Here is a 25,896-nt window from a genome sequence, read left to right as displayed (position 1 = left end):
TTCTAAACATGGCTGACGGTAAAGAAGTGTTGGGTGCGGATAGACATTCAAAGAAAATCTCTAGTATTCTAGTCACGCAGCCAAAGCCGGCAAATGATAATTCACCGTACCTGAGCATTGCTGAGAAGTACGGCATTAAAGTAGATTTCAGGGCCTTTATAGAGATTGAGCCTGTTTCCTACAAAGATTTCAGGAAGGAGAAAATCAACATCCTGGATCACACCGCCGTGATCTTTACCAGCCGCAACGCCGTTGACCATTTCTTCCGCATCTGCGCCGAAGGAAAAATAGAAGTGCCCGCCGAGATGAAGTATTTCTGTATTTCAGACCAGACCGCGTACTATCTGCAGAAATACATCGTTCTCAGAAAACGGAAACTATTTATTGGCGGAAAAACAGCTTCTGACCTTTTTGATGTGCTCAAGAAGCACAAGAGCGAGAAGTTCCTGTACCCTTGCTCTAACATCAGAAAGGAAGACATTCCGGAATTTATGCGGGCCAATGGGTTTAACTTCACGGAAGCAACCATGTACAAAACCGTTGCGTCAGATTTGTCTGATCTGGCGGAGGTGAAGTACGACTGCATTGCCTTCTTCAGTCCCTCTGGCGTGCATTCTCTGTTTGTGAATTTCCCTGATTTCAAACAGAACGATACCCGGATAGCTGCTTTTGGGCCAACTACAGCCCAGGCTGTGCGCGATGCTGGACTAGAGCTGGATATTGAGGCTCCTATGCCAAATGCTCCTTCCATGACGGGGGCAATTGAGGTATATATCCAACAACATTCCAAGAAAAAGTAAAAGATAAACTACCTTTCTTTTATTTGTGCGTAGCATGGCTAAGGCTTGTATATTGAGGTTGCCTTTGGAGGTTAATAGACAATTTACTAGCTTTTGCCAAATCGCCCTTGGGTAAGCAAGGGCAATACATGCTGTCAATGATGCACAATTATCGCAACCTGGTCCTCTTCCTATTGCTTTTGTTCCCCCTGCTGGCCAAGGCACAGCAGTTGCCGCAGTTTAGCCATTATGGTTTTAACGGCCAGTTTATAAGCCCGGGATACGCCGGCATAAAGGGGCAAACGGAACTGAATGTGCTTTACAGGTACCAGTGGCTGGGGTATGACGGCACGTTTGACGCAGGCGGCTCTCCCAGAACGGCTTTGTTCACGGTGTCGGCTCCTATCTCAGCGCTTAAAAGCGGCATAGGCTTAGTGGTGATGAAAGATGAGATTGGGGCGGTGGATGTCTTCTATACGCAACTGGCCTATTCTTACCATCTCTCCGTAGGCGGAGGAATCCTGGGGGTTGGCCTCCAGGGAGGGCTCACCAACATGAGCAAGGGCGGGTACCGTCCTAATGACGCGGGGGATGTGCGGGTGCCCAACAACAGCTCAGACCGTAAGTTTGACCTGGGGGCTGGCCTTTGGTACCAGCACGATAACTGGTACGCCGGAGCCGGAATCACGAACCTCCTGGGGGCCACCTATGAATTTGAGAATGAGAGCAGAAACGGGAACTATGGCACGGTAACCGGCGAGAAGCACCTGATGGTGACCGGAGGGTATGAAATAGAACTTTCTGACGTTATAGCCGTAACTCCTACGGTACTGCTAAAGCAGGATATCAATGCCGGGGTAACCTCATTTGAAGCCGGTGGTCGGGCCACGTTCAATGACAAGTTCTGGGGCGGGGCCGGCTACAGGTTCGGGGAGGCGATCACTGGTATGTTAGGTGTGTATCTGTTAAAAGATAATGCATTGAGCTTTGGATACGCTTTTGATTATACCGCCGTAGGAACTAACGCCAAAAGCGCAACGTCACATGAAGTGATGCTTGGCTACAGGCTGCCAAAGCCTAGAAATAATACAAAACCCCCAATCAGAACCCCTCGTTACTTCTTCTAACTACCAACTTTTAAGTATTCTGCATGCTGCTAATGATTAGGGATTTAATTATTAGATAAAATAATTTTTTCTTTGCGGCGTTAGCGTATTGATGTACAAGAAAAAACACTAGTTTTGTTTTTTGAAGTTGGGGTATATATTTGCTATAGTCAAAGTCATACAAGCTAAGCGGGAACGCTATTTTCAAGTCCAAGAATATGATTAAGTTTTTACAGTTTTCTGCCATTGCTTTAAGCGCAGTCTTAATGGCAGGTTGTGGTATGGGAAGAGATTCTCAGGGAGATGTGATCGGGGCTGAAGATCGCCCGGAGTTCAATCCGCAGGAGGTTCCCTATGGAATGGTGGCTTGTCCGGGTGGTACTTTTCATATGGGACAGACAGACCAGGACATAGCGGCTAGTATGTCTAACATGAACAAGCAGGTAACCATTGGTGGTTTCTACATGGATGAGACCGAGATCACCAACAACGAGTACCGCCAGTTCATGGATGCCATCCGGCAAGACTCATTGGATATCCTGGGCGAAGAGTTTGTGATGACGCAGCTATACCCAGATACCACTGTTTGGGTGAAAGACTTCACCTACCACATGGGTGACCCTTTGATGGAGTATTACTATTCTCACCCGGCGTTTGATGACTACCCGGTGGTGGGAGTAGATTGGTTTGCGGCCAAATACTTCAACAGCTGGAGAACCAAGCACAAAAACACGTATAACGTTGAGAACGGAATGGCGCCTATGCCAAGCTTCCGTCTCCCATCTGAGGCAGAGTGGGAGTACGCCGCTCGCGGTGGACGTGACCTGGCCACGTACCCGTGGGGTGGACCTTACCTGCGCAATGCAAAAGGGTGTATGCTCGCGAACTTTAAACCAGGCCGTGGCGATTATTACAGCGATGGGTTTACATATACTGCTCCCGTTGGGCAATATTACCCTAACGATTTCGGTTTATATGATATGTCAGGAAATGTGGCTGAATGGTGTGAAGATGCTTATTCAGAGGCTACTGTTCCAATTGTGTGGGATTTGAACCCTACCTACTACAATGACAATGAGCCCCGGAAGATTGTGCGTGGCGGTTCCTGGAAAGACATCGCCCACTTCCTGGAAACCGGCGTTCGTAACTTTGAATACCAAGATTCTGCCCGCTCATACATTGGCTTCCGCAGCGCAATGATTTACATTGGACGTTCCTCAGACTTCAATTTAAATTAAGCCTTACTACACATAATAAGCACTAACTAAGCAATTTACTAACTAATAACTCTTACAATCTAAATCAGTTTAACAATGAGCAAGGCTAAAGGCAACTTTCTTTGGGATGTATTAATGCCCAAAATCTATGGTATTGGTGCCGCAATTGTAATTCTTGGAGCTTTATTCAAAATCTTGCACATAGGCCCGGCAGATATTATGTTGATGGTGGGTCTTGGTACTGAGGCGTTCATCTTCTTCCTGAGTGCATTCCAGCCACAGCCGCATGAGCCAGAGTGGGAGCGTGTATATCCGCAGTTGCGCGATGATTATGATGGCCCGCTTCCAACGGTAGCAGCGGCCAACCCAGCTGGTCCATCCATCACCGGTGACCTGGACAAAATGCTGCGCGATGCCAATGTAACTCCTGCCACTATCAGTTCTTTAGGACAGGGCTTGACCAGACTGAGCGAGACAACTTCCCAGATTGCTGACCTGACAGATGCCACCGTAGCTACCAAAGAGTATGCTGCCCGGGTAAGAACTGCCACTGGCTCTCTGGACAAAATCAACGAAGCATACGGTGCTACGTTACAGGCCGTGACGCAAATGGCCAACGCCACTGCCGATACTCAAGCCTATAACGCGCAGGTACAGCAGGTAACCAAGAACTTGGGCGCTTTGAACGCGGTATATGAGATGGAGCTGCAGGATGCCAACAACCACCTGAAGTCTATCAACAAGTTCTACGGCAGCATCACTAACGCCATGGAGAACCTTACGCAGGCGAGCCGTGAAACTGAGCAATTCAAAGAAGAGGTAACCAACCTGACCAAGAACCTGCATTCTTTGAACAACGTGTATGGCAACATGTTAAATGCCATGAGAGGTTAATCCCTGCCATTCCTATTATATACTAACCCAATCGTTTAACTTTAATTTAAAAAGCTAGACCAGGAAATATGGCTGGAGGAAGAGAAACGCCACGGCAGAAGATGATCGGGATGATGTATCTCGTGCTTACTGCTATGTTGGCATTGAATGTTAGTTCCGCAATACTCCTTAAATTTCAGTTTATTGATGACAGCTTAACCACTGTTAACACTAAAACGAACAAGGACAACAGCGGAGTACTGTCGGGGATCAAAGCAACGGTAGATGAGTCTGGCAATCGCCCGCAAGACGTACGGGTGGTGGAAAACGCTGAAGCAGTCAGAAACCAAACCAACCAGATGGTAGCGTATATCCGCGGATTGCGCGAGGCGTTGGTGAAAGAAGCGGGCGGACAAGACCCGGAAACCGGCGGATACAAGAACCCTGAGAACAATGAGCGGGTAAACATGCTCATGATTGGTGGACCTGGCAAAGGCGGTAAGGCCTATGAACTGGAGAAAAAGCTGAACAGCTATGCTGCTTTCCTGCGCCAGTACAACCCCAATGCCCCGGCTAAACTTGCCTTGAGCGGCGAAGAAGACGTTAGGGTGCAGAAAAACAAGACCCAGCGTAAAAAAGACTTCGCCGAGATCAACTTTGAGGAGACCCCAATTGTAGCAGCCTTGGCTACGTTGGCCCAGATGGAATCTGAAGTTCTGAAGTACGAAGCCGAAACCCTGTCGCAGTTGGCGCAGAAAGTGGGAGCTGATATCATCAAGTTTGAGAACATCTTCGCCATGGCCAGTGCTGAGTCTAAGACAGTAGCGGCTGGTACCAAATACAAAGCCGAAATGTTCCTGGCTGCTTCCTCAGATGCGGTTACCCCTACCATGACGGTAGACGGCAGACCAATCAGCGTGAAGAACGGCAAAGGCCAGATAGAATTCACCGCCACTGCTGGTAACTATGATGCCGAAGGCAATGCCAAGAAAACCTGGAAAGGACAGGTTCGTTTCCGTCAGGCAAACGGACGTGATACCACTTTCACAGTTACCCAGGAGTACGTAGTTGCCAAGCCGGTAATGCAGATCCAGTCTGCCTCTATCAACTCCCTGTACTTCAACTGCGGCAATGAACTGAACATCCAGGTTCCTGCCTTGGGGGCCACGTATGATCCTTCTTTCTCTGCCAGCGGTGCTACCGTGGTAAAAGGGGCTAAGAAGGGCTTCCTGACCATCATTCCAACGTCAAGACAAGTGAAATTGAACGTGAGCAGCGGCGGAAACCCAATTGGATCACAGGATTTCACGGTGAAACTGGTGCCAAGACCTAGGGTGGTAGCGTTAGCCAATGGCCGTCCGGTAGATGTGGTGAAAGGAATGCCTTCTCCTGGTCCTCGTACGTTAACGGTACAAGCTATCCCAGACGAAAGCTTCAAAAACCAATTGCCTAAAGATGCCCGTTACAGAGTTACGCAGTATACCGTATACTTAGTACGCGGTGCTCGTCCGGTGGGTCAGGTGCAAGGAACCGGACCTAACGTGAGCTTAGGTAACCTGGCGGCGCAGGCCCGTCCTGGCGATCGAATTGCGATTGACGTAAGAGAGATCCGTAGAATGAACTATCGTGATCAGACAGAAGTTGTGCCTTCTGACAATTCAAGTATCACATTCCAGCTTAACTAGTAAGTTTTTAGTATCATGAAGAAGTTAATTGTGTTGGGTTTAGCTGGTTTGCTGAGCATTCCGGTGGTTAGTACGGCGCAAAAGCGCACTACTAAAAAGTCAACTACGTCTACGCAGAGGGCGCAGCAAAATGCGGCGGCTCAGGCGGCGGCGGAGAAAGCACGTCAGGAAGAGCTAGAGCGGCAGCAGGCGCTACAAAAGCAATCAGAGCAGGCACAGCAATTAATGACTACCTCGGCGGCAGCCAACCCATCGGCCAGACCAATTCCACCATCAGATGTGATGTTCAAGAAGACAGTCTGGAGAGCGGTAGATTTGCGCGAAAAGCAGAACAAACCTATGTTCTCGCCCGGCAAGCAGATCACAAAGTTGATTACCGATGCCGTTAAGCGCGGAGAACTGCAGGCTTACCGTTCTGATACGTTGAACACGCCCATTTCTGCCCAGGAATTCTTAACGAACCTGAGCCCTACCAACACCGGTTCTGGTGGTTTGACCGAGGCCGAGAAAGCTGCCGGTTTTGACCAGCCTGCCGCTGCCGATGACGGATGGGGCAATGACGATGGCTGGGGAACTCCTGCGCCTAAGAAGAACACCACTAAGACCAACACTAAGTCAACGGCCGCTCCTGCTGCCGCCGTAGCTACCGGTAATGAGTTACTTCCTAACGAGCTGTATAAGCTGGAGATTAAGGAAGACGTGGTGTTTGACAAGAAGCGTTCAAGACTGTACCATGACATTCAGGCCATCACGTTGATCATGCCTGCGCGGTACAACAACCTGGGCTTTGAGAAGCCAATTGCCTCTTTCAAGTACAGCGACCTGGAGAAAGTGTTCAGAGCGCACCCAGACGAGGCAATCTGGTTCAATCAGCAGAACGATGCCCAGCACAAGAACCTGGCCGATGCGTTTGACCTATGGCTGTTCAGCTCTTACATCACCAAAGTTTCTAACGTGAATGATGAGCGTTTAGAAGAGGTGTACGGCGCCGGTAAGAAAGGTCTGCTGGCTGCTCAGCAAGCAATGGAAGAGTTGATTGAGTTTGAGTACAGCCTGTGGAGCTACTAACTAGTTGAAGCATAAAATCAAAAAAGGAGGCCAGAAACGGTCTCCTTTTTTATTGCCCCTACATGAATAAATCGTAGTCCATATCCCAACAGGCATTAGAGGATGATTGCCCAACAGAGAGTTCAAGCAAAGGGAAGTCTAGCCCCTTAGACTATATGATGTGGAACGAGAAACCATGGCTTTTGGGAAAAGACTTGAGGGCCCAAAGGCTGTTTTAGACCTAATTTCAGGAAATCAGCTCCAAAACGGGGAAAGCTCAGGCCTTGGCCTTTGGCTGCGAGAAATAGTCTAGCAGGAGTTTTGCTTTGCTCTTGCCCACTTCTGCCTCCAATTCCTGCAGGGATAGTTCGGCAATCTTTTTCACCGATTTGAATTTGCTGAGCAGCTTTTCTGCCGTTACCGGTCCTAAGCCTTTTACCTTGGTCAGCTCCGTCTGGAGGGTACCCGCATCGCGCAGGGATCGGTGGAACGTGATCCCGAACCGGTGGGCCTCGTTCCGGAGGCGCTGAATCAGCTTCAGGGTCTCAGATTTCTTATCAATGTAGAGGGGAAGTGAATCGCCGGGGTAAAAGATCTCCTCCAGGCGTTTGGCAATACTCACAATAGCCACCTGCCCGTAAATGCCAAGGTCTTTCAAGGCTTTCACAGCCATGCCTAACTGCCCTTTGCCCCCGTCAATGATGATCAACTGGGGCAGGGAGGCGCCTTCGTCCAGCAGGCGACGGTAGCGGCGGGTGACTACTTCATACATAGAAGCAAAGTCATCGGGCCCCACCACGGTTTTGATGTGGAAGTGGCGGTAGTCTTTTTTAGAGGGCTTTGCATTGCGGAAGCAAACCATGGAGGCCACCGGGTTATCTCCCTGAAAGTTGGAGTTGTCAAAGCATTCAATGTGCCGGGGCAGCTCTTTGAGCCGCAGGTCGCGCTTCATGGTTTCCATAATGCGCACTTCATTGGTGTCTTTAGACTTGTCCTGCATGCTTTCCTTCTCTTTGCGCAGGTACAGCGCATTCTTGAGGGAAAGGTTGAGCAGTTTGCGTTTGTCGCCAATCTGCGGAACCGTGATGGTGACGCCATCCAGCGGCACCTCCAGGTTATCAATGTTCACCAAGATTTCCCTGGCGGTACTTTCAAAGTCCTGCCGCAGTTGCATGATCATTGAGGCCAGAATGTCTTGGTCGGTTTCCTCCAGTTTCTTGTGCAGTTCCAGCGATTGGGTCCCAATAATGGAGCCGTTCATCACCTTTAAGTAGTTGATGAAGGCGCATTTCTCATTGGAGGAAATAGTGAACACATCAATGTTGGTCAGCGTATGGCTCACCACCGTTGACTTGGCTTGAAAATCATCCAGGAGGTCCAGCTTCCGTTTAAATTGATGCGCCTGCTCAAACTGAAGCTCGGCCGCCGCCTTGGACATGGCCTCTTTGAAATAGTTCTTGGCGATGGACAGGTTCCCCGACAGGATGTTCCGGATCTGCTGAATGTGCTGGTTGTACTCGGCTTCATCATACAGGCCTTCGCAGGGACCTTTGCAGTTGCCAATGTGGTACTCCAGGCAGACCTTGAATTTGCCAGCCTCAATGTTGGCCTGGCTTAAGTTATAGCTACAGGTGCGCAGCGGGTACAGCGTCCGGATAAGCTCCAGGAGCACGTACATGCTGGTGCCGGTGGGGTAAGGCCCAAAGTACCGTGAGCCATCGTTCAGCTTGTTGCGGGTACTCAGCACCCGGGGGAACCGCTCATTGGTGATGCAGATGTACGGGTACGTTTTCCCGTCTTTCAGCAGGATGTTGTATTTGGGCTGATGCTGTTTGATGAGGTTGTTCTCCAGCAAAAAAGCATCAGCCTCACTGTCTACAATGGTGAACTCAATCCGCTTGATCTGCGAAATGAGCTTAAGTGTTTTCTTGTTGTGCTGCGTGGAGCGGTTAAAGTAGCTGCTCACCCGCTTGCGGATGTCAATGGCTTTGCCCACATAGATAATGCCCTTGTCATCATAGAACTTGTAGATGCCGGGCCTGTGCGGTAAATGCCTGATCTGCTCCTTCAATAACTCCTCAACAGCCATAGTCAATGCTTTCTCTTAGAACGTCCCTTCTTCTACGTTCTGAGGTAACGTAAGAGTTTGCTCTTTTTTTACCGAGTCTACCACCGTGGGCGGAGCGCTGTAGCCGCAGTTGATCTGCATAGACAGCGGCTGCGATGGTTTAGGGAACGGCGCCTTGGACACGTTCAACGACTTATCGGCGTACACCTTCTTCATGAAGATGGCATAGATGGGCATGGCCAGCTTGTTGCCCTGGCCATACGCCGCACTGCGGAAGTGAATGCTGCGGTCTTCGCCCCCTACCCACACACCGGCGGCCAGGTCTGGCGTAATGCCCATGAACCAGGCGTCTGAGTAGTTAGAGGTGGTACCGGTTTTGGCGCCAATCTCATTTTTGAGGCCGTAGCGGTGGCGCAGGCCGTAATAGGCAGTACCACCGCGGGTATCGGCGGAGCCTTGCAGCATGTGCACCATCAGGTAAGCGGTTTCCTCGCTCAGGGCTTCCAGCGACTTGGGCACGAACTCGTGCAGCAGATTGCCGTTTTTGTCTTCAATGCGCAGCAGGTACTGCGGCTGGTTCCAGACGCCTTTGTTCACAAACGTACCGTACGCGCCCACCATGTCATACAGGGTGACATCGCTGGAACCCAGCGCCAGAGCCGGCACCGGGTCCAGCGGCGTGGTGATGCCCAGGCGCTTGGCCGTGGATACCACCGCCTCAGGGCCCAGTTTCTTCATGAGGAACGTGGTAATGCTGTTCACCGAGAGGGCCAGCGCCTCGCGCAGGGTCATCCGGCGGCCCGAGTACCGGCCATCGCTGTTCTTAGGCGTCCAGGGTTTGCCATCGGGGTTGATGATGGTCACCGGGGCATCCGTTACCGAGTAGCAGGGCGAATAGCCGTTCTCAATGGCGGTGGTGTACACAAATGGTTTAAACACGGAACCGGGCTGCCGGGCGCCTTGCTTCACGTGGTCGTACTTAAAGTATTTGTAGTTGGTGCCGCCTACCCAGGCTTTCACCCTGCCGCTCAAGGGGTCCATGGCCATGAAACCGGCGTGCAGGTAGTGCTTGTAGTACTTGAGCGAGTCCATGGGGCTCATGAGCGTGTCTTTCTCGCCTTTCCAGGTAAAGATGCGCATGGGCACCTTCTGGTTCAGGTGGTACTTGATGGAGTCCTGGTTGTCGCCGTACTGCTCTACCAGGCTGCGGTAGCGGGCCGTGTTTTTCATCCGGTCTGCCAAAAATCCCCTGATTTCGCGGCCGTTCTCGTCTACCCACGGGTTTCGGCCTTTCCACTGCTTAAAGAACTCCTGCTGCATCACTTTCATGTGCTGCTCCACGGCGGCCTCGGCGTGCTGTTGCATGCGGGAGTCAATAGTGGTGTAGATCTTAAGTCCGTCGGCGTACAGGTCAAACCCGTTGTCGCGGCACCACTGCACCAGCGTCTTGCCAATCTCGGTGCGGAAGTACGGCGCCAGGCCTTTGTTCTGGTTCTCTACGTTGAAGTTCAGCTTGATGGGCTTTAGGCTGGCCACCTCATAGGTAGGCTCATCAATGTAGCCGTACTTGAGCATCTGGTTCAGCACCGTGTTGCGCCGGTTCTTTGAGCGCTCTTCGCGGCTCACGGGGCTGTAGTAAGACGGACCTTTCAGAACGCCCACCAGGGTGGCGGCTTCCTCCAGGGTGAGTTGCTCAGGGGCTTTGTTGAAGAACGTCTTGGCGGCCACCTTGATGCCGTACGCGTTGCTGCCAAAATCCACGGTGTTCAGGTACATGAGCAGGATCTCTTTCTTGGTGTAAGAGCGCTCCAGCTTCACCGACATGATCCACTCCTTGGTTTTGATGATGAGCATGCGCAGGCCGGGCACGTCGCTCAGCAAGCCGTTGTTCAGGTCGTCGCGGGTGCGGAACAGGTTACGGGCCAGCTGCTGAGTAAGCGTGCTGGAGCCGCGGTCCTGCTTACCGGTCAGTTTGTAGTACGGTACAGCCAGGGTACCCTTGAAGTCAATGCCCGAGTGCTCCTCAAACCGGATGTCTTCGGTGGCAATGAGGGCGTCTACCAGGTGCTTGGGAAGCTGCTCATAGGTAACGGGGCTGCGGTTCTCCCGGAAGTACTTGCCCAGGAGCTGGCCGTCCTCTGAATACACCTCAGAGGCCAGCTCGCTCTTGGGGTTCTCCAGGGTCTTCAGGTCCGGAAGGTCTCCAAACAGGTTCAGGAAATTGATGCTAACGGCAAAAACGTACAACAGGAAGAACACAAATCCTCCCGCAAAAAAGAGCCAAAGTGCCGAAATGATCTTCCGGTACTTATCAGTAGGCAATGGCGACATGCTATTGGTAATTTTTTTCAAAGAAAGCTACGTACTGCGCGATATCCCCTAACTTCCTTAACAAGGTCAGGTTGGCTTCAGTAATTACAAAGGTAGCAAATTTCGGGCCTTTTAAGGTGGCCAATGGTGAACTGCGGGCGGTCTGCAGTCTGGCGTACTGTTCGGCGGCCTTATAATCGGGCAGCGACTTGATGAGGAGCAGCGTGGTGCTGTCGCCAAACGGCTGGGGTTCTATGGTAAGCTGCTTCTTGGGGTGGAAACGGTTGTTGTACGTGCCATAGGCGGTGATGAGCTGGCGAAGGGCCGTACTGTCGCCGGTGTGCACAATTACGAAGTGATGCGGTTGACTCCGCTCAGCCTTATAGGTGGGCACCTCCTCCTTGGGAACGTACGGGGCGCTTACCACCGGAGCCTTCGCCAGATCGCCGCTCTCATAACGGGCATACAGGTTCATGAACTCCCGGGCCTTGGGCAGGAGCGGGCTTTCTGGGAACTGGATCACAAACTGTTCCATGGCGTTGCGGAAGACCACCGGCGACTGGGTTCTGCCCGTCACCAGGGCCCGCAGAAAGGCTATCTGGTCCGGAATGTCGTTTTGGGGGTATTTTTGGGAAAGGGCCGCCAAAACGGCCAGGGTCTGCGGGTACTCCTCTTGCTCATACAGCACGTACGCCGAGTCATACAGGGCATGGGCCGCCAGGTTCTCCGCCGAGTAGGTGCGCAGGAAGTCGGGCTGGTCAATCAGCTTGCTGTATTTAGAGTTAGGAAAGCGCTCTTTCAGGGCTTTGGCGTAGCCGGCGGCCTGGTCGGTCTGCTGCAAGCCCTGGGCCATCACGTACAGACTGTAGTAGGCCTCTGAGGCGTGGGTGGAGTTGGGGAACCGCTCCAGGAGCCGCTTAAAGGTTTGGGCGGCCTTCTCGGGCTCGCGCAGCCGTTGCTGGTAAATGTTGCCCAGGGTGAACAGGGCTTCCTCCAGGCGCTTGTCAGAGGCCTGGCGCTGCTCTGGCGTCACCGGAATGGCCGCCAGGTAGGCCTGTTGTTTCTGCGCGGCGGCAGCGGCCAGGGCGGCGCTGTCAACGGTAGTGGCGGTGGTAGTGCCGGCCGTGAGGTTGGTGCCCCCAGAAATGGCAGTGATGCGGCGCCAGTTGTCCTGCAAAGGCCGGTCTCCCCAGGTGCGCAGGAAGTCGTTGCGGGCGCCCGCCAGGGCCACGGGGTTGTCAAAGTACCAGGCGCTGCCTTGGGTACCGGCCCCCCCGATGGGCAGCGTACCGGTTTGCGTGGTAGGGGTAGTAGGACGGGCATTGGCGGCAGCCAGCGCGGTAGCAGCGGCTTGCTCCTGCTCCCGCTCGCGGGTAATCTGCTGGGCAACGCGCTGGGCGCGCTCCGCCTCGCTCAGCTGGGCCAGGGCCTGCAGGCTGTCTTCGGTGCGGATGATCTCCAGTTGCTGGGTAAAGGCCGTGAGCACGGTGCGTCGGTCGGCCAGCTCCTCGTAGCCCAGGGTGGTAGGGGGCAGCAGTTGCAGCGTGCTGTCATAGTACGCCTGCGCCAGGCCATACTGCTGCAGGTTCTCGTAGTGAATCTGCCCGGACAGCAGATAGGAGTAGGCTTTCTGCACGGTGTTGGTGGTAGACGCCCCGGTGGACTTCTGCAGCAGATTCAGCGCCTCGGGGTACTTTTTCTCCCGGAGCTCCAGCTTGGCCAAGTCATAGTAGATTTTGTCCAGGTACTCGGTGTTTTTCTGGTCTTTGGCCAGTTTGTACAGGAAACTCTTGACCTTCTCCTGGTCTGCCTCGTCCTTCAGCTCGGTTACCTGGGCCAGGTTCAGGTTGGCGTAGAAGCCCAGTTCATAGGGCGGACGCTTTTTGAGTACCCTGGCAAACTGCTCGTAGGCTTTGGTGTCTTGGTTGGTGGTCTGGTAGAGCTGGCCCAGGATAAACCGAAGCCGGGCCTCCTGGTCGCGCTCATGGGCAAAGGGAATGGCTTTCTCCAGGTTCTCAATCACCAGAGGCAGGTTGTTCTGGATGCTGGCCAACTGCGCGCGGGTCAACAGCAGCTCGCGGCCGTTCTCTTCGTTCATGCGCTCTTTCCGGAACTGCTCAGAGATGGAGATGGCGTTGTCGTACTCCTTCTGGCGCAGGTACAGGCGCATCATCCAGATCATGGCCTCATGGCGGGCGTGGCGGTCTGGGCTGGTGGTCTGCACAAACCGGAAGGTTTTCATGGCCTCGGCGTCTTCGCCCTGGTAGTAGCGGGCCTTGCCAATGAGCACGTAGCAGTCGTCTATCCACCGTGATTTTGGGTGGCGCACAATGGGGAAAGAAGCCCGTTTGATGACCTCGTCCAGGTCAGGGGCCAGGGTCTTCAGGGTGGTGGTATCGACTGGGGGCAGGATGTCCAGGATGCGGTTGTAGTCATTCACCGTGGCAGCAGCCAAGCGCTTCTCAATCTCCTCCATTTTCTGCCAGGCCAGGAAATAGCCGTTGAACCGGGCATTGATGTTCCGGTACAGTTTGCCCAGGGGCTTGTCTGCCGAGCAGCCGGCAAGCGTGCTCAGTATAAGAATAAGTAAAAGAAAACGTGTCAGTTTCAACGTAAAGTCAAATGATGGAATACTAGTAGAACTACGTAGCGCCCGGTTTTATTTTATGCCTGTTCTGGCGAAAATAAGCCTGAAACGGAGGTGTGCTGGTGGGCCCTGGTGCGCGGTGCCCGGACCCATAAGCAAACATACATTTTTTTATGCTCTTGGTACGCAAGAAGCGGGGCAAGAGATAAACCTACAAAGGCAGAATACGTGCGAACCTTACCTGTTTCTGGGTTGTTTTTCTTAAAACGCCGTAGAACCAAAAATCTTTCTGCCAAAGGCAGGCCCGTTTAGTACCTTTGCAGGAACAGGAGCAACAAGCAGCATGGAGCCCAACAAGCCCTCTACCGGACCCAAACGCAACTCTGAGGTAAAACCGTACCTCAAGTACTCGGGTCTGGCGTTTCAGATGATTGCCATCATGACCCTGGCGGCCATTGGCGGGCGTAAGCTGGACGCGTACTTCCAGAACCAAACGCCCTGGTGGACGTTGAGCCTCCTGGTCATTGCCGTGTTTGCCTGCATGTATTCTGTTATTGTATCACTTACCAGAAAGGACTAGAGAAGGGTGAATTTTATTAGGGGCTTGCTGTTGATCACCGGGGTGCTGGTTCTGCTGGTGACCGCATTGGTAGAACTTACCGGCGACAGATTGATTCATTCCTATATCTGGTACATGCTGGCCTTCTTTCTTTTTGTGACCAGCTTTTCGCATTATGTTGCCCATTTGGGCCTAAAGCACGATCAGGCGAATTTACATGTGTACTATTTTACCTCCATGGGGGTGCGCATGGTCTTCTGCATAATTGCAATTTTTCTGTACCGGTTTTACCATGAGGAGCAGGTGATGCAGTTCGTCTTCAACTTTTTCGTCCTTTATTTTACGTATACCGCATTTGAAATCTACGCTTTGTTGAGTAACTTGCGCCGAAATTCAAAAAAGCAAATCTGAGGAAGCATGTTGCGTCCAATATGCTTCTTTTAAATCGCTCTGAATGAAAAAGATACTCGTTTTCCTTCTTTCTGTACTTACTTTTTCAGCCCAAGCGGCAGAATCTGCCGAGGGTGGTGAATTTAGCCCGGGGCAGATGATTACCCACCACATTGGGGATGATTATGTCTGGGAGTTCGCGCATGGAGTGGTGCTGCCGCTGCCAGTTATATTATATGGGGAAAATGGACTGGAGATTTTCTCTTCCTCCAATTTCTATGATGAGCATGGCAAGCCGCGCCCTTACAAAGGGTATGTCATGGATCATGGCCACATCTATTACGCCAATGAAGAAGGCGAGCCGCGGATAGAGAGGGGCGAAAACGGGGAAGCAAAACCGGTGGGCCCGCTTGACTTCTCTATCACCAAGAATGTGGCTTCTATGTTCCTGAGCGTGATCCTGCTTTTTGCCGTGTTCCTGACAATTGCCGGCCGCTACAAGAAAACCCGTGGAAGAGCGCCTTACGGTGTGCAGTCCTTCTTTGAGCCTATCATCATCTTCATCAGAGATGAGATCGGGAAAACCAACATTGGGCCCAAGTATGAGCGCTACATGCCTTATCTGCTGACCATCTTCTTCTTTATCTGGTTCAATAACCTGTTGGGCTTAATGCCAGGCGGGGCAAACCTTACCGGTAATATTGCAGTAACGCTGGTGCTGGCGGTGTTGACCCTGTTGATCACCCTGTTTAGCGGTAACAAAGCCTACTGGGGGCATATCTTCGCTACCCCGGGTGTGCCGGGTTGGTTGGCGCCTATCATGATTCCGGTGGAGTTGCTGGGGATCCTTACCAAACCCTTCGCGTTGATGGTGCGTTTGTTCGCTAACATCACGGCCGGCCACATTGTAATCCTGAGTTTGTTCAGCTTGATTTTTATCTTCAAGAGTGTGGCTATTGCGCCGGTGAGTGTTGCCTTCGCCATCTTTATGAACTTCCTGGAGCTGTTTGTGGCGTTGCTACAAGCGTACATCTTCACGCTGCTTTCTGCCATGTACTTTGGCGGCGCGGTAGAAGAGCATGACGGGCACGGGGACCATGGGCACGGAGACGCCCCGCACGCCGTAGAGGCCCACCATTAATCTGAATTCCTTTTTTAACTATATATATCTACTACTATGTTGTTAGCATTATTGCTTCAAGTTTTTTCAGAAGGTGCTGGTTTAGCTATTCTGGGTGCTGGTATCGGTGCAGGTTTAGTGGCGCTTGGTGCTGGTTTGGGTATCGGTAGAATTGGTGGCTCTGCCATGGAATCTATTGCCAGACAACCAGAGGCTGGTGGCCGTATCCAGACTGCCATGATCATTGCTTCGGCTCTGATTGAAGGTGTTGCCCTGTTCGGGGTGGTAGTGTGCCTTCTGATTTCCTTCATTCGCTAAGAATGCCTGTTACATCTCCCGTCCAGACGATTGGTCTGGACGGCGAGATGTAATCGTAGTAAGTAGAACGTATAAGTTGCGGAAGGTACTCCCTTCATACCTAAACCTAATAATATAATGGAATTAGTAACCCCAGCCTTAGGATTACTTTTCTGGCAAGTAGTCACCTTTCTTGTGGTGCTTTTCTTGTTGTCTAAATTCGCCTGGAAGCCTATCATGGGTGCCCTGCGGGAGCGCGAAGAGTCTATTGATTCTGCCCTGAGCATGGCCGAAAAAGCCAAACTGGAGATGCAGTCGCTCAAAGCAGACAATGAGCGTCTCCTGAACGAGGCCCGTGCCGAGCGTGACCGAATCCTGAAAGACGCCACCGACGCCGCCAACCACCTGGTGGAAAGCGCCCGTGCCAAAGCCAACGAAGAAGGCAGCCGCATGATTGAGCAGGCCCGCTTGTCTATTGAGAACGAGAAGAAAGCCGCCCTCACCGAAGTGAAGAACCTGGCCGCAACCTTGTCCATTGACATTGCCGAGAAGTTGATTAAGCGTGAGTTGCAGGACGAGCAAGCCCAGCGTGCGCTGGTACAAAGCTACCTGCAGGACGCCCGCCTGAGCTAATACCCCGGACCGGCGAGATGCTTCCCGCCCTTAAAAGGAAGTGAATCGTTAAACCACGCAAGAGAAAGAAATGTCAGAAGAAAGAGTTGCCTCCAGATACGCGAAGTCTCTGCTGGAGCTTTCCCAGGAGAAAGGTTCTTTGGAGAAAGTGTATGAAGATATGGGCTTCTTCTCCCAGACCCTGGAGAATAGCCGTGACTTACGCCTGGTGCTGCGCAACCCGATTATCAAGCATGATAAAAAACTCGCCATCCTTACCTCACTCTTCGGGGGCAGGGTAAGTGAGTTAACGAATGCCTTTTTCAAGATCATCACCCAGAAAAACCGTGAGGAGATTCTGGAGTCTGTGGCCACAGAGTTTGTGAAGCAGTACAATGAGGTAAAAGGCATTCAGAAGGCAACGGTGACCACTGCCGTGCCGCTCACCCCAGAATTGCGCGCTACCTTCCAGCAGATGGTGGTAGAGCGCACCGGCAAAACGGTAGAGTTGCAAGAAGTGGTAGACCCGGCCGTGATTGGCGGGTACGTATTGCGCATTGGCGACCAGCAAATTGACAACACGGTGCGTACCAATGTGCAGAAACTGAAAAACAAGTTTAAAGAGAATCCATACATTACTAAACTATAATCATGGCAGAAGTTAGACCTGATGAAGTATCAGCGATTTTAAGAGAACAGCTGTCAAACTTCAGAACAGAAGCTGAACTGGAAGAAGTTGGTACGGTTCTGCAAGTAGGAGACGGTGTTGCTCGTATCTACGGCTTATCCAAGGCGCAGTCTGGTGAGTTGTTAGAGTTCGAAAATGGTCTGCAAGCCCTTGTTCTTAACCTGGAAGAGGACAACGTGGGTGCGGTATTGTTGGGTGACTGGAGCGACATCAAAGAAGGCGATACAGTTAAGAAAACAAATAAAATTGCCTCCGTTCGCGTAGGTGAAGGCATGGTAGGCCGCGTGGTGAACACCCTGGGCCAGCCCATCGACGGCAAAGGCCCCTTGGTGGGTGAGCTGTACGACATGCCAATTGAAAGAAAAGCACCAGGCGTAATCTACCGCCAGCCGGTAAATGAGCCCATGCAAACCGGTATCAAAGCCATTGACTCCATGATTCCGATTGGCCGTGGTCAGCGGGAGTTGATCATTGGTGACCGCCAGACCGGTAAAACCGCCGTGGCCATTGATACCATCATCAACCAGGGTGAGTTCTTTGACCGTGGTGAGCCTGTGTTCTGTATCTACGTAGCCATTGGCCAGAAAGCCTCTACCGTAGCGCAGATTGTGAACGCCCTGGAGGCTGGTGGTGCCATGCGGTACACCGTGGTAGTAGCCGCTCCGGCTGCTGACCCAGCCCCAATGCAGTTCTACGCGCCGTTCACCGGTGCCGCTATTGGCGAGTTCTTCCGTGATACCGGCCGTCCAGCCCTGGTAGTGTATGATGACTTGTCTAAGCAAGCCGTGGCGTACCGTGAGGTGTCTCTGCTGCTACGTCGTCCGCCAGGACGTGAGGCCTACCCAGGTGACGTGTTCTACCTGCACTCCCGTTTGCTGGAGCGTGCCGCTAAGATCAACGCCTCAGACGCCATTGCGCAAGACATGAATGACTTGCCAGAGTCTATCCGTCACTTGGTGAAGGGTGGTGGCTCTTTGACCGCGCTTCCTATCATTGAGACCCAGGCAGGTGACGTTTCGGCGTATATCCCAACCAACGTGATCTCCATCACCGACGGTCAGATCTTCTTGGAGACCAACCTGTTCAACTCAGGTATCCGTCCGGCCATCAACGTAGGTATCTCGGTATCACGTGTGGGTGGTTCGGCGCAGATCAAGTCCATGAAGAAAGTAGCCGGTACCCTGAAGCTGGACCAGGCGCAGTTCCGCGAGCTGGAAGCCTTCGCTAAGTTCGGTTCTGACCTGGATGCCTCTACCAAGCTCACCATTGAGCGGGGCCGCCGCAACCTGGAGGTGCTGAAGCAAGCCCAGTTCTCTCCGGTAGCCGTAGAAGACCAGGTAGCCATGATCTACTGCTGTACCAACGGCCTCATTGACGACGTGCCGGTGAACCAGGTGCGTACCTTTGAGAAAGAGTACCTGATGACCCTGAACGCGCAGCACCGCCCTGTGTTGGATGCGTTGAGAGCCGGTAAACTTGATGACAACGTGACTGACACGCTGAAGCAAGTAGCGCGTGAGCTCACTGCCAGATATCGTAAATAATTAAAATCAACAGAAGAAGAGCAGCACGGGTCTCCGTATGCTCTTCTTTCTCTGTCTATACTTGACTAACTATTAAATGGCTAGTTTAAAAGAAGTACGCAACCGGATTGTCTCTGTCAGCTCCACGCAGCAGATCACCAAAGCCATGAAAATGGTGGCGGCGGCCAAATTGCGCCGGGCGCAGGACAACATCATGCGCATGCGTCCCTATGCCCAGCGTCTGAACAACATTCTGGCCAACCTTTCAACCGTACGGGGCGAAGGGGGCGAGAATGTCTATGCGCAGAAACGCGACGTGCAGCGGGTGTTGATCATTGCCGTTACCTCAGACCGGGGGTTGTGCGGGGCGTTCAACTCTAACGTGATGAAAGCCGTGAACAACCTGATCAGTGAGCGCTACAGTGCCCAGCAAGCCGCAGGCAACGTAGAGATCATGGCCATCGGGAAGAAAGGGCACGAGTACTTTGACAAGCGTAATTTCCCGCTGGCCGGAGACTACACCGGTGTTTTCGCCAACCTGTCGTTTGAGACGGTACGAGTTGCCGCTGAGCGCGCCATGGAAGGTTTCCGCACGGGGTACTATGACCACGTAGAGGTGGTGTACAACGAGTTCAAGAACGTGGCCACCCAGATCATCCGCACCGAGCAGTTCCTGCCCATTCAGGAGAACACTGAGGAGCAGGGTGCTGCCAGCAACGCGGCCCTGGACTATATTTTTGAGCCTTCCAAAGAGGAGATTGTGGAGCAGTTGATTCCTAAGTCCCTGAAGATTCAGATCTACAAGGCAGTATTGGAGTCAAACGCATCGGAGCACGGGGCCCGGATGACCGCCATGGACAAAGCCACCGACAACGCCGGTGAACTGCTCAAGCAATTGAAGCTGACCTATAACCGTACCAGGCAGGCCGCCATTACCACTGAGATCCTGGAGATTGTGGGTGGTGCCGAAGCCCTTGCAGCCGGAAGATAATTCCTTGATAACCCTTACAGAGCGGCGCCCATTGCAAAATGGGCGTTTTGCTTTTTGGGGGTATATTACCGCAAGGTTAATTTCACGGCCGGCCGCCGGAAAAGAAGGGTAGAAAGGGCTGCCTGTATATCTTTGCGTTTTAGGGCTGTTTCAAAGAAAACGGCTCAGAAACAGAATTTGTAAACCATACAGAATGAAACAAAGAGTAGCTACTGTCTGGGCATTGCTGGTGCTCCTGCTGCTAGGCAGTAACCCGGCGGGTGCCCAGAGAAAGAAGTCCAAGGCGAAACTGCCCGACAAGCCAAAGCTGGTGGTGGGTATTGTGGTAGACCAGATGCGGTACGATTACCTGTATCGTTTTTGGGACAAATATTCCAAAGGTGGCTTTAAACGGCTGTTAAGCGAAGGCTTCAACTTCCGCAACAACCATTATAACTACGTGCCCACTTATACAGGCCCGGGTCACGCCTCTATCTACACCGGCACCACCCCCGCCATCCACGGTATTGTGGGCAATGATTGGTACAACCGGGCCACGGGCCGCAACATCTACTGTGCCGAGGATAAGACGGTGAAGACGGTAGGAAGCGCTTCCAGGGCCGGGGAAATGTCGCCGGTGAACATGATCTCCACCACCATTACCGATGAACTCAAACTGGCCACCAACCAGCAAAGCAAGGTCATTGGGTTGAGCCTGAAAGACCGGGGATCTATCTTGCCAGCCGGGCATGCGGCCAACGCGGCTTATTGGTATGATGGGAGCAACGGGAACATGATCACCAGCACCTACTACATGCAGGAGCTTCCGGCGTGGGTGCAGGCGTTCAATAACCGTAAACTGCCCGAGCAGTACCTGAGCCAACCCTGGAGCACCTTGCTTCCCATTGAGCAGTATACTGAAAGCGCCGCTGATGACCAGCCTTTTGAGGGAACCTTCTCCGGGGAGCAGAAGCCCGTGTTTCCGCACAATATTCCGGCATACAGAGGCAAAACGTATGATTTGCTGCGCTCCATTCCGGCCGGGAACACCTACACCAAGGAGTTCGCGGTAGAGGCCATCAAAGCTGAGAACATGGGCAAGGGGACGGTTACCGACTTCCTGGCCGTAAGTTTCTCCACGCCAGACTACGTAGGCCACCAGTACGGGCCAAACTCCATTGAGGTACAAGACACCTACCTGCGCCTGGACCAGGACCTGGCCGACTTTCTGAAGTTCCTGGACAACCATTTGGGCAAGGAAAACGTCTTACTCTTCCTGACCGCCGACCACGGGGCCGCGCACAACCCCAATTACCTGAAGCAGTTGAGGATTCCCGCCGGAAATACCAACAACGGCATCATGACCGATTCCCTGAAGAAGCACCTGAACGCCAAGTTTGGGGCGGCTGAGTGGGTAAGTTCGTTCATGAACCAACAGATTTACCTGAACCATGCGGTAATTGAGAGCAAAAAGGCTAATTTGGTGGAAGTGCAGGAAGAGGTTGCCCGGTTCATGCAGCGTTTTCCGGGCGTTTTGCGTTCCTTTACCGCCGATGCCCTCATGAAGTCGCATTGGGAGAGGGGCCTGGGCATGCTGGTGGAGAACGGTTACATGCCGTACCGGTCCGGCGACGTACTACTCACCTATCAGCCGGGCTGGTATGAGAATTACGGCCGCGCCATTGCCAAAGGCACCACCCACGGCAGCACCTGGGCGTATGACACCCATATTCCGCTGTTGTGGTACGGGTGGCAGGTACCGGCCGGCGAGACCACGGTAAGAACCGAGATCATGGACATTGCCCCCACCCTGGCGGCCTGGCTGCGCATTCAGGAGCCCAACGGAACCATGGGCAGAGCTTTACTAGAGTACGTGCGGTAAGAAACAGGCCGCTGAGATTTAAAATAGAATAGAAATAATTAGTATGTCAGAAACTACAACGCAAACTTCGTCTAACCCTTGGCACCAGGTAAGCTACGGTGAGGACGCGCCTAAGATTGTAACCGGTATTATTGAAATCCCGAAGGGCTCCAAAGCCAAATATGAGCTGGACAAAGACAGCGGCATGCTGAAACTGGACCGCGTGTTGTTCTCGGCGGTGCACTACCCGGCCAACTACGGCTTTATTCCGCAGACCTACTGCGACGACAAAGACCCCCTGGACATCCTGGTGATCTGCTCCATTGACGTGGCTCCCATGTGCCTCATTGAGGCCAAGGTAATTGGCGTGATGCAGATGATTGACAACAACGAGGAGGACGACAAGATCATTGCCGTGGCCGCCAACGATATGTCTGTGAAGCATATCAATGATATTTCTGAGCTGCCTCCGCACACCCTGCTGGAAATCCAGCGCTTCTTTGAAGACTACAAGAAGCTGGAGAACAAAGAGGTGATTGTAGAGAACTTCCTGGGCCGCGAAGACGCGTACCGCATCATTGAGCAAAGCATTGAGCTGTACAACACCACCTTCAGAAACAACGGCTAAGAAGCTGTAAAAACAGTTGGTAGAAAAGCGCCGCTTTCCGTATAGGAGAGCGGCGCTTTTCATTTCTGCGCCGGGGTAAGAGAAAGCGTTTTCAAGAGTTGCACCGCACGTGACCGCAAGCGTACTTTGCCGCTGCAAGGGGCATACTGCCATTGACCAACCAAAAGCATGAGGGTTCTCCAGAACATCCTGAATTTTATTCTGTACAGCAACGTGTTTATCTCGCTCTGCGCGGCCCTGCTGGTGTGGGAGACCTACCTGCTGAGCGGAATCCCGGTTTCTATCCGGTTGGGCGGAATCGTGTTTTTTGCCACCCTCTTCGTATACAACGCCGACAGCCTGGTGCCCTACAAGTTTAACCAGGAGGTGGCCCACTCGCCGCGCACCGCATGGATTCAGAAGTACCGGCTGGAGCTGATCTTCATGTGCGTGGCCAGTGCCCTGTGCGTCCTCTACCTGTACTGGACGGCCCTGTTTGACCTCAGCTTCTGGTTCCTGCTGCACTTGGTGGTGGTGGCCGGCCTGTACTCGGTGGCCGTGGTGCCCGAGGGCGAACGCTACATTCCGCTGCGCGATATTCCCTTCCTGAAGGTGTTTCTCATTGCCTATGTCTGGGCGGCGGTAACGGTGCAGTTGCCCCTCATGGAGGTAGACCGTGATTTGTTCGCCTCAGAGAACCTGATCCTGTTCCTGCGCCGCTTCCTGTTCATCTTTTCCCTCACGCTGGTCTTTGACATACGTGATGTGTACAAAGACAAACTTACCCAAACCACCACCTTCCCTACCAAATGGGGAGTGCCCACCACCAAGAAACTGGCATTGTTCACCTTGTTCCTGTACGCGCTCCTGCTGCCCGCCGGCACCGAGCCCTTGGTACGGGTGGCACTGGGCCTGGCGGGCGTAGGTGCCGCGCTGGTGGTGTGGTACGCCCATGAGTACCGGTCCCAGTACTACTTCCTGATCTTAGCTGACGGCATGATGCTGGTGCAGTTCCTTTTGGTCTGGCTGCTGAGCCTGTACAGCTAAGGAACGCGTCTCTTTAAGGCACCGGCGTTTTACGCCCGTTTTCTGAAAAACCAGCCTGAAACACCGGTCAGGCCAACGGTAAAATCGCAAACTACTTTGCCAGGTGCAGGAAGGCGGCGCCGAGGTATTTATACAAGTCAGAGGCAATCAGGGAAGTTTCTCCTTCGGCTTTGGCCGCCAGGTCGCCCGCCAGGCCGTGCAGGTACACGCCCAGTTGGCAAGCCTCCAGGGCGGAGTAGCCTTGGGCCCGTAAGCCCGTCAAAATACCGGTAAGCACATCGCCGGTGCCGCCGGTGGCCATGCCCGGGTTACCGGTGGTGTTGAAGTAAAACTCGCCCGCCGGAGTGCCGATGCAGGTGTGGGCACCTTTTAATACCACGTAGCAGTGGTGCTCGGCGCAGAAGCTCTGCAGGAGTTGCAGGCGGTGGAAATCATCGGTGGCGGGGCCGGTGAGCCGCTCAAATTCCTTGGGGTGCGGGGTCAGGATGCTGTCGGGGGGGAGTTGCTGGCGCAGGAGCCGGTCAGTGGCCAGCAGGTTCAGGGCATCGGCGTCCAGCACCAGGGGCGGCAACTTCCGGCGAAACAGTTGCTCCAGGGCCAGCCGGGAGGCTTCGGCCTGGCCTAGACCCGGCCCTACGCCAAGGCACTGGTAATTGCCCACTTCCTCCGGAAACCCGGTAAGGTAATGCTCATGCGCATCGGTCAGGACCATGGCTTCGGGCACCGCCGTCTGCAGCACCTGGTATCCAATCTGGGGCACCATTACCGTGAGCAAGCCCACTCCCGCCCGCAGGGCCGCGTGGGCGCTCATGGTAATGGCTCCCATCTTGCCGTAACTGCCACCTACCAGCAACGCGTGGCCAAACGTACCCTTATGAGAGAACTTTGAGCGGGGCCGCAAAAGCTCGTGCACTGCCTCGGGCGTGAGAAAGTGGTAAGGAGATTCTACCTGCCCCAGGTACTGCGGGTGCAAACCAATGGGAAGCACGTGCCAGTTGCCCACATACGCGCCCGAGGCCGGCAGGAAGAAGCTGAGTTTGGGCCGCTCAAACGTGAGGGTGGTGTGGGCCTGCACCACCGCTGATCCGGGCGGGGTAGGCGCATCAGTGAACAAGCCGGAGGGAAGGTCCACGGAGACGACCGGGGCTTGCTGTTGGTTAAGGTAAGTGACCACATCGGCATACAATCCCTGCAGCGGCCTGGAAAGCCCCGAGCCGAACAGCGTGTCCACCGTAACCGCGTGAGCAGGCAAAGCAGGGGGCAGGTCGGCGAGCGAAGATACCCTGGTCATCGGTACTGCCTCGGGGAGCCGCTTCAGGTTCTGGGTAAAGTCGGTGGAGAACTTCTGCTCTTCGGCTATTCCATAGACTTGCACGTCGTAGCCGTCATGGTGCAGCAATCGGGCCAGGGCCAGCCCATCGCCGCCGTTGTTGCCGGGGCCGCAGAAGACAAAGAAAGGCACCTGCGGGGCGTAGGCCTGCTCCAGCCACTGCACCAGCGCCGCGGCCGCCCGCTCCATCAGGTCCAGCGAGGAAATAGGCTCATGGGCAATGGTGTAGGCATCGGCTTCTCGGGTTTGGGCGGCACTCAGAATCTTCATCTCTTTATGGTTAATTGTTGATTGCTGATTGTTCTCATATAGTAGGAAATGGGCCTAAAGTTGAGTTGTCTTCCATACGCTGTTTTGGGGCCATTTTATCAAAAACAATCAACAATCAACAATCAACATTCTTCAGAACTGGAGCACAAAGCCCAGACCCATTTTGCCGTTGGGTAAGACCGTGGGCATGACGCTGCTGTTGAGGCCTTTGTTGCGCATGATGCGGTCATGCACAAAGTACACGGTGTTCACCGAGAGAATGCCCACGCCCGCGCCTGCCAGCACATCGGCCATCCAGTGCTCATTGTTCAGGACGCGCATGACGCCCGTGGCCGAGGCAATGGTGTAGCTGCCAATACTGATCCATTTGCTCTTGCCCCTGAACTCCTTGTCCACAATGGCGGCAATGGTAAAGGCGTACGCCGTGTGGCCCGAGGGAAAGGCCCGGGGCAGGCCGTTGGGCCGCTCCTGCGCCGTCAGGATCTTGGTAGGGTACACCATGAGCGTGGTGAGCACCCCTGAGGCCAGTACCAGTCCCGTTTGCCGCCTGATGTCATGCTTGTTCTGCGAGGAGAACAGGTTAAAGCCGTACAAGCCCACAATGGGCACGAAGAACAGGTAATCGTCCAGCGTGGTGCTGAAGTTGGGAAAGGCCTCGCGGGCATCGCGGCTGGCGTCATAGCTGCTGTAAAAGCCATTTCCCTTGATGGTGGAAATCCCCGCCGCGATGAGCACCGCCGACGGCAACACGGCCCGTTTCAGGTAGTGGGAAGTTTTAGGCCGGTCTTCCGGGGGAGCGGCTGAAGCTACGGCGGGTCGACTTTGCGTTACCGCGCTGGTGTCTGGAACGGGTACTTGGGCAATCACTCCGGTGGAAAAAGAAACCCACAGGAGACAGGTGGTCAGGAGTTGTTTGCAGTTCAAGGGGCGTAGAGGTTTATGTGATAGAA

Annotated in this window: 22 protein-coding genes; 17 read left to right on the top strand and 5 right to left on the bottom strand. The window is 53.4% G+C overall.

All coding sequences use genetic code 11. The features are described from left to right. Window positions 1-8 precede the first annotated feature (8 nt). The 6 genes from JT718_RS15245 to porN all read left to right on the top strand — a co-directional run bounded on the left by JT718_RS15245 (window position 9) and on the right by porN (window position 6,728). On the top strand, window positions 9-800 hold the full coding sequence (locus tag JT718_RS15245) for a uroporphyrinogen-III synthase (RefSeq protein ID WP_205503569.1): 792 nt from the start codon (window positions 9-11) through the stop codon (window positions 798-800). Between the two features lie 137 nt (window positions 801-937). Next, window positions 938-1,906, top strand: coding sequence for a PorP/SprF family type IX secretion system membrane protein (locus JT718_RS15240; protein WP_240337117.1), 969 nt, complete (start codon window positions 938-940; stop codon window positions 1,904-1,906). Window positions 1,907-2,103: 197 nt separating this feature from the next. Next, entirely contained in the window at window positions 2,104-3,123 is a 1,020-nt protein-coding gene (gene porK / locus JT718_RS15235) for a T9SS ring complex lipoprotein PorK/GldK (RefSeq protein WP_205503568.1), read from the top strand. Between the two features lie 75 nt (window positions 3,124-3,198). Beyond that, complete coding sequence (porL, locus tag JT718_RS15230; protein WP_205503567.1) at window positions 3,199-3,996, top strand: type IX secretion system motor protein PorL/GldL; 798 nt, start codon at window positions 3,199-3,201, stop codon at window positions 3,994-3,996. A gap of 68 nt (window positions 3,997-4,064) precedes the next feature. Next, window positions 4,065-5,660: a type IX secretion system motor protein PorM/GldM gene (porM, locus tag JT718_RS15225; protein ID WP_205503566.1), complete on the top strand. Its 1,596-nt coding sequence runs from the start codon at window positions 4,065-4,067 to the stop codon at window positions 5,658-5,660. A gap of 15 nt (window positions 5,661-5,675) precedes the next feature. Further along, window positions 5,676-6,728 carry a type IX secretion system ring subunit PorN/GldN gene (porN, locus tag JT718_RS15220; protein ID WP_240337116.1) on the top strand — a complete coding sequence of 351 codons (1,053 nt, stop codon included), beginning with the start codon at window positions 5,676-5,678 and terminating at the stop codon, window positions 6,726-6,728. Between the two features lie 256 nt (window positions 6,729-6,984). Here the strand turns inward: porN and uvrC are convergent, their stop codons facing one another. Genes uvrC through porW form a run of 3 tightly spaced genes read right to left on the bottom strand, consistent with a single transcriptional unit; the run spans window position 6,985 to window position 13,696 of the window. After that, the gene (gene uvrC / locus JT718_RS15215; protein WP_205503565.1) at window positions 6,985-8,796 is read right to left on the bottom strand and encodes an excinuclease ABC subunit UvrC; all 1,812 of its coding nucleotides are present in this window, start codon (window positions 8,794-8,796) and stop codon (window positions 6,985-6,987) included. Between the two features lie 15 nt (window positions 8,797-8,811). Further along, complete coding sequence (locus JT718_RS15210; protein ID WP_205503564.1) at window positions 8,812-11,106, bottom strand: penicillin-binding protein 1A; 2,295 nt, start codon at window positions 11,104-11,106, stop codon at window positions 8,812-8,814. 1 nt (window position 11,107) lies between these two features. Next, entirely contained in the window at window positions 11,108-13,696 is a 2,589-nt protein-coding gene (gene porW, locus JT718_RS15205; RefSeq protein ID WP_205503563.1) for a type IX secretion system periplasmic lipoprotein PorW/SprE, read from the bottom strand. 319 nt (window positions 13,697-14,015) lie between these two features. Between porW and JT718_RS15200 the strand changes: the two genes are divergently transcribed. The 11 genes from JT718_RS15200 (at window position 14,016) to JT718_RS15150 (ending at window position 23,346) form a co-directional block, all read left to right on the top strand. Beyond that, a complete protein-coding gene (locus tag JT718_RS15200; protein WP_205503562.1) occupies window positions 14,016-14,252 on the top strand; it encodes an AtpZ/AtpI family protein in 237 nt (78 codons plus the stop codon). Between the two features lie 24 nt (window positions 14,253-14,276). Beyond that, window positions 14,277-14,642 (top strand): hypothetical protein, encoded by a 366-nt coding sequence (locus JT718_RS15195; protein WP_205503561.1) that lies wholly within the window; start codon window positions 14,277-14,279, stop codon window positions 14,640-14,642. A 43-nt stretch (window positions 14,643-14,685) separates the two neighbouring features. Then, a complete protein-coding gene (atpB, locus tag JT718_RS15190; RefSeq protein WP_205503560.1) occupies window positions 14,686-15,762 on the top strand; it encodes a F0F1 ATP synthase subunit A in 1,077 nt (358 codons plus the stop codon). A 36-nt stretch (window positions 15,763-15,798) separates the two neighbouring features. Continuing rightward, window positions 15,799-16,059, top strand: coding sequence for an ATP synthase F0 subunit C (atpE, locus tag JT718_RS15185; RefSeq protein ID WP_205503559.1), 261 nt, complete (start codon window positions 15,799-15,801; stop codon window positions 16,057-16,059). Window positions 16,060-16,176: 117 nt separating this feature from the next. Then, entirely contained in the window at window positions 16,177-16,671 is a 495-nt protein-coding gene (locus JT718_RS15180; protein ID WP_205503558.1) for a F0F1 ATP synthase subunit B, read from the top strand. A gap of 70 nt (window positions 16,672-16,741) precedes the next feature. Beyond that, entirely contained in the window at window positions 16,742-17,299 is a 558-nt protein-coding gene (atpH, locus tag JT718_RS15175; RefSeq protein ID WP_205503557.1) for an ATP synthase F1 subunit delta, read from the top strand. A 2-nt stretch (window positions 17,300-17,301) separates the two neighbouring features. Then, window positions 17,302-18,882: a F0F1 ATP synthase subunit alpha gene (gene atpA / locus JT718_RS15170; protein WP_205503556.1), complete on the top strand. Its 1,581-nt coding sequence runs from the start codon at window positions 17,302-17,304 to the stop codon at window positions 18,880-18,882. A 76-nt stretch (window positions 18,883-18,958) separates the two neighbouring features. After that, entirely contained in the window at window positions 18,959-19,852 is an 894-nt protein-coding gene (atpG, locus tag JT718_RS15165) for an ATP synthase F1 subunit gamma (RefSeq protein WP_205503555.1), read from the top strand. 193 nt (window positions 19,853-20,045) lie between these two features. After that, window positions 20,046-21,713, top strand: coding sequence for an alkaline phosphatase PafA (gene pafA / locus JT718_RS15160; RefSeq protein ID WP_205503554.1), 1,668 nt, complete (start codon window positions 20,046-20,048; stop codon window positions 21,711-21,713). Window positions 21,714-21,756: 43 nt separating this feature from the next. Further along, the gene (locus tag JT718_RS15155; RefSeq protein ID WP_205503553.1) at window positions 21,757-22,320 is read left to right on the top strand and encodes an inorganic diphosphatase; all 564 of its coding nucleotides are present in this window, start codon (window positions 21,757-21,759) and stop codon (window positions 22,318-22,320) included. Between the two features lie 168 nt (window positions 22,321-22,488). Then, complete coding sequence (locus tag JT718_RS15150) at window positions 22,489-23,346, top strand: UbiA prenyltransferase family protein (RefSeq protein WP_205503552.1); 858 nt, start codon at window positions 22,489-22,491, stop codon at window positions 23,344-23,346. Window positions 23,347-23,437: 91 nt separating this feature from the next. On the opposite strand, the gene JT718_RS15145 is transcribed toward JT718_RS15150, so the two are convergent. Together JT718_RS15145 and JT718_RS15140 are read right to left on the bottom strand one after the other, a co-directional pair. Next, window positions 23,438-24,946, bottom strand: a complete 1,509-nt coding sequence (locus tag JT718_RS15145; RefSeq protein WP_205503551.1) for an NAD(P)H-hydrate dehydratase — start codon at window positions 24,944-24,946, stop codon at window positions 23,438-23,440. 132 nt (window positions 24,947-25,078) lie between these two features. Next, the gene (locus JT718_RS15140; RefSeq protein WP_205503550.1) at window positions 25,079-25,870 is read right to left on the bottom strand and encodes a phosphatase PAP2 family protein; all 792 of its coding nucleotides are present in this window, start codon (window positions 25,868-25,870) and stop codon (window positions 25,079-25,081) included. Window positions 25,871-25,896: the final 26 nt, after the last annotated feature.

The sequence above is a fragment of the Rufibacter psychrotolerans genome (assembly GCF_016924645.1).
GTDB lineage: Bacteria > Bacteroidota > Bacteroidia > Cytophagales > Hymenobacteraceae > Nibribacter > Nibribacter psychrotolerans.
Note: the sequence above shows the minus strand (reverse complement) of the source record. Positions and strands in the feature narration are given on the sequence as shown.

Bases quoted from the DNA above. Each gene is read 5' to 3' on its own strand.
- JT718_RS15150 (WP_205503552.1), top strand. From the start codon at position 22,489: ATGAGGGTTCTCCAGAACATCCTGAATTTTATTCTGTACAGCAACGTG.
- JT718_RS15240 (WP_240337117.1), top strand. From the start codon at position 938: ATGATGCACAATTATCGCAACCTGGTCCTCTTCCTATTGCTTTTGTTC.
- atpA (WP_205503556.1), top strand. From the start codon at position 17,302: ATGGCAGAAGTTAGACCTGATGAAGTATCAGCGATTTTAAGAGAACAG.
- atpH (WP_205503557.1), top strand. From the start codon at position 16,742: ATGTCAGAAGAAAGAGTTGCCTCCAGATACGCGAAGTCTCTGCTGGAG.
- porL (WP_205503567.1), top strand. From the start codon at position 3,199: ATGAGCAAGGCTAAAGGCAACTTTCTTTGGGATGTATTAATGCCCAAA.
- pafA (WP_205503554.1), top strand. From the start codon at position 20,046: ATGAAACAAAGAGTAGCTACTGTCTGGGCATTGCTGGTGCTCCTGCTG.
- uvrC (WP_205503565.1), bottom strand. From the start codon at position 8,796: ATGGCTGTTGAGGAGTTATTGAAGGAGCAGATCAGGCATTTACCGCAC.
- JT718_RS15145 (WP_205503551.1), bottom strand. From the start codon at position 24,946: ATGAAGATTCTGAGTGCCGCCCAAACCCGAGAAGCCGATGCCTACACC.
- JT718_RS15155 (WP_205503553.1), top strand. From the start codon at position 21,757: ATGTCAGAAACTACAACGCAAACTTCGTCTAACCCTTGGCACCAGGTA.
- JT718_RS15210 (WP_205503564.1), bottom strand. From the start codon at position 11,106: ATGTCGCCATTGCCTACTGATAAGTACCGGAAGATCATTTCGGCACTT.
- atpG (WP_205503555.1), top strand. From the start codon at position 18,959: ATGGCTAGTTTAAAAGAAGTACGCAACCGGATTGTCTCTGTCAGCTCC.
- atpB (WP_205503560.1), top strand. From the start codon at position 14,686: ATGAAAAAGATACTCGTTTTCCTTCTTTCTGTACTTACTTTTTCAGCC.
- porM (WP_205503566.1), top strand. From the start codon at position 4,065: ATGGCTGGAGGAAGAGAAACGCCACGGCAGAAGATGATCGGGATGATG.
- atpE (WP_205503559.1), top strand. From the start codon at position 15,799: ATGTTGTTAGCATTATTGCTTCAAGTTTTTTCAGAAGGTGCTGGTTTA.
- porK (WP_205503568.1), top strand. From the start codon at position 2,104: ATGATTAAGTTTTTACAGTTTTCTGCCATTGCTTTAAGCGCAGTCTTA.
- JT718_RS15180 (WP_205503558.1), top strand. From the start codon at position 16,177: ATGGAATTAGTAACCCCAGCCTTAGGATTACTTTTCTGGCAAGTAGTC.
- JT718_RS15245 (WP_205503569.1), top strand. From the start codon at position 9: ATGGCTGACGGTAAAGAAGTGTTGGGTGCGGATAGACATTCAAAGAAA.
- porN (WP_240337116.1), top strand. From the start codon at position 5,676: ATGAAGAAGTTAATTGTGTTGGGTTTAGCTGGTTTGCTGAGCATTCCG.
- JT718_RS15200 (WP_205503562.1), top strand. From the start codon at position 14,016: ATGGAGCCCAACAAGCCCTCTACCGGACCCAAACGCAACTCTGAGGTA.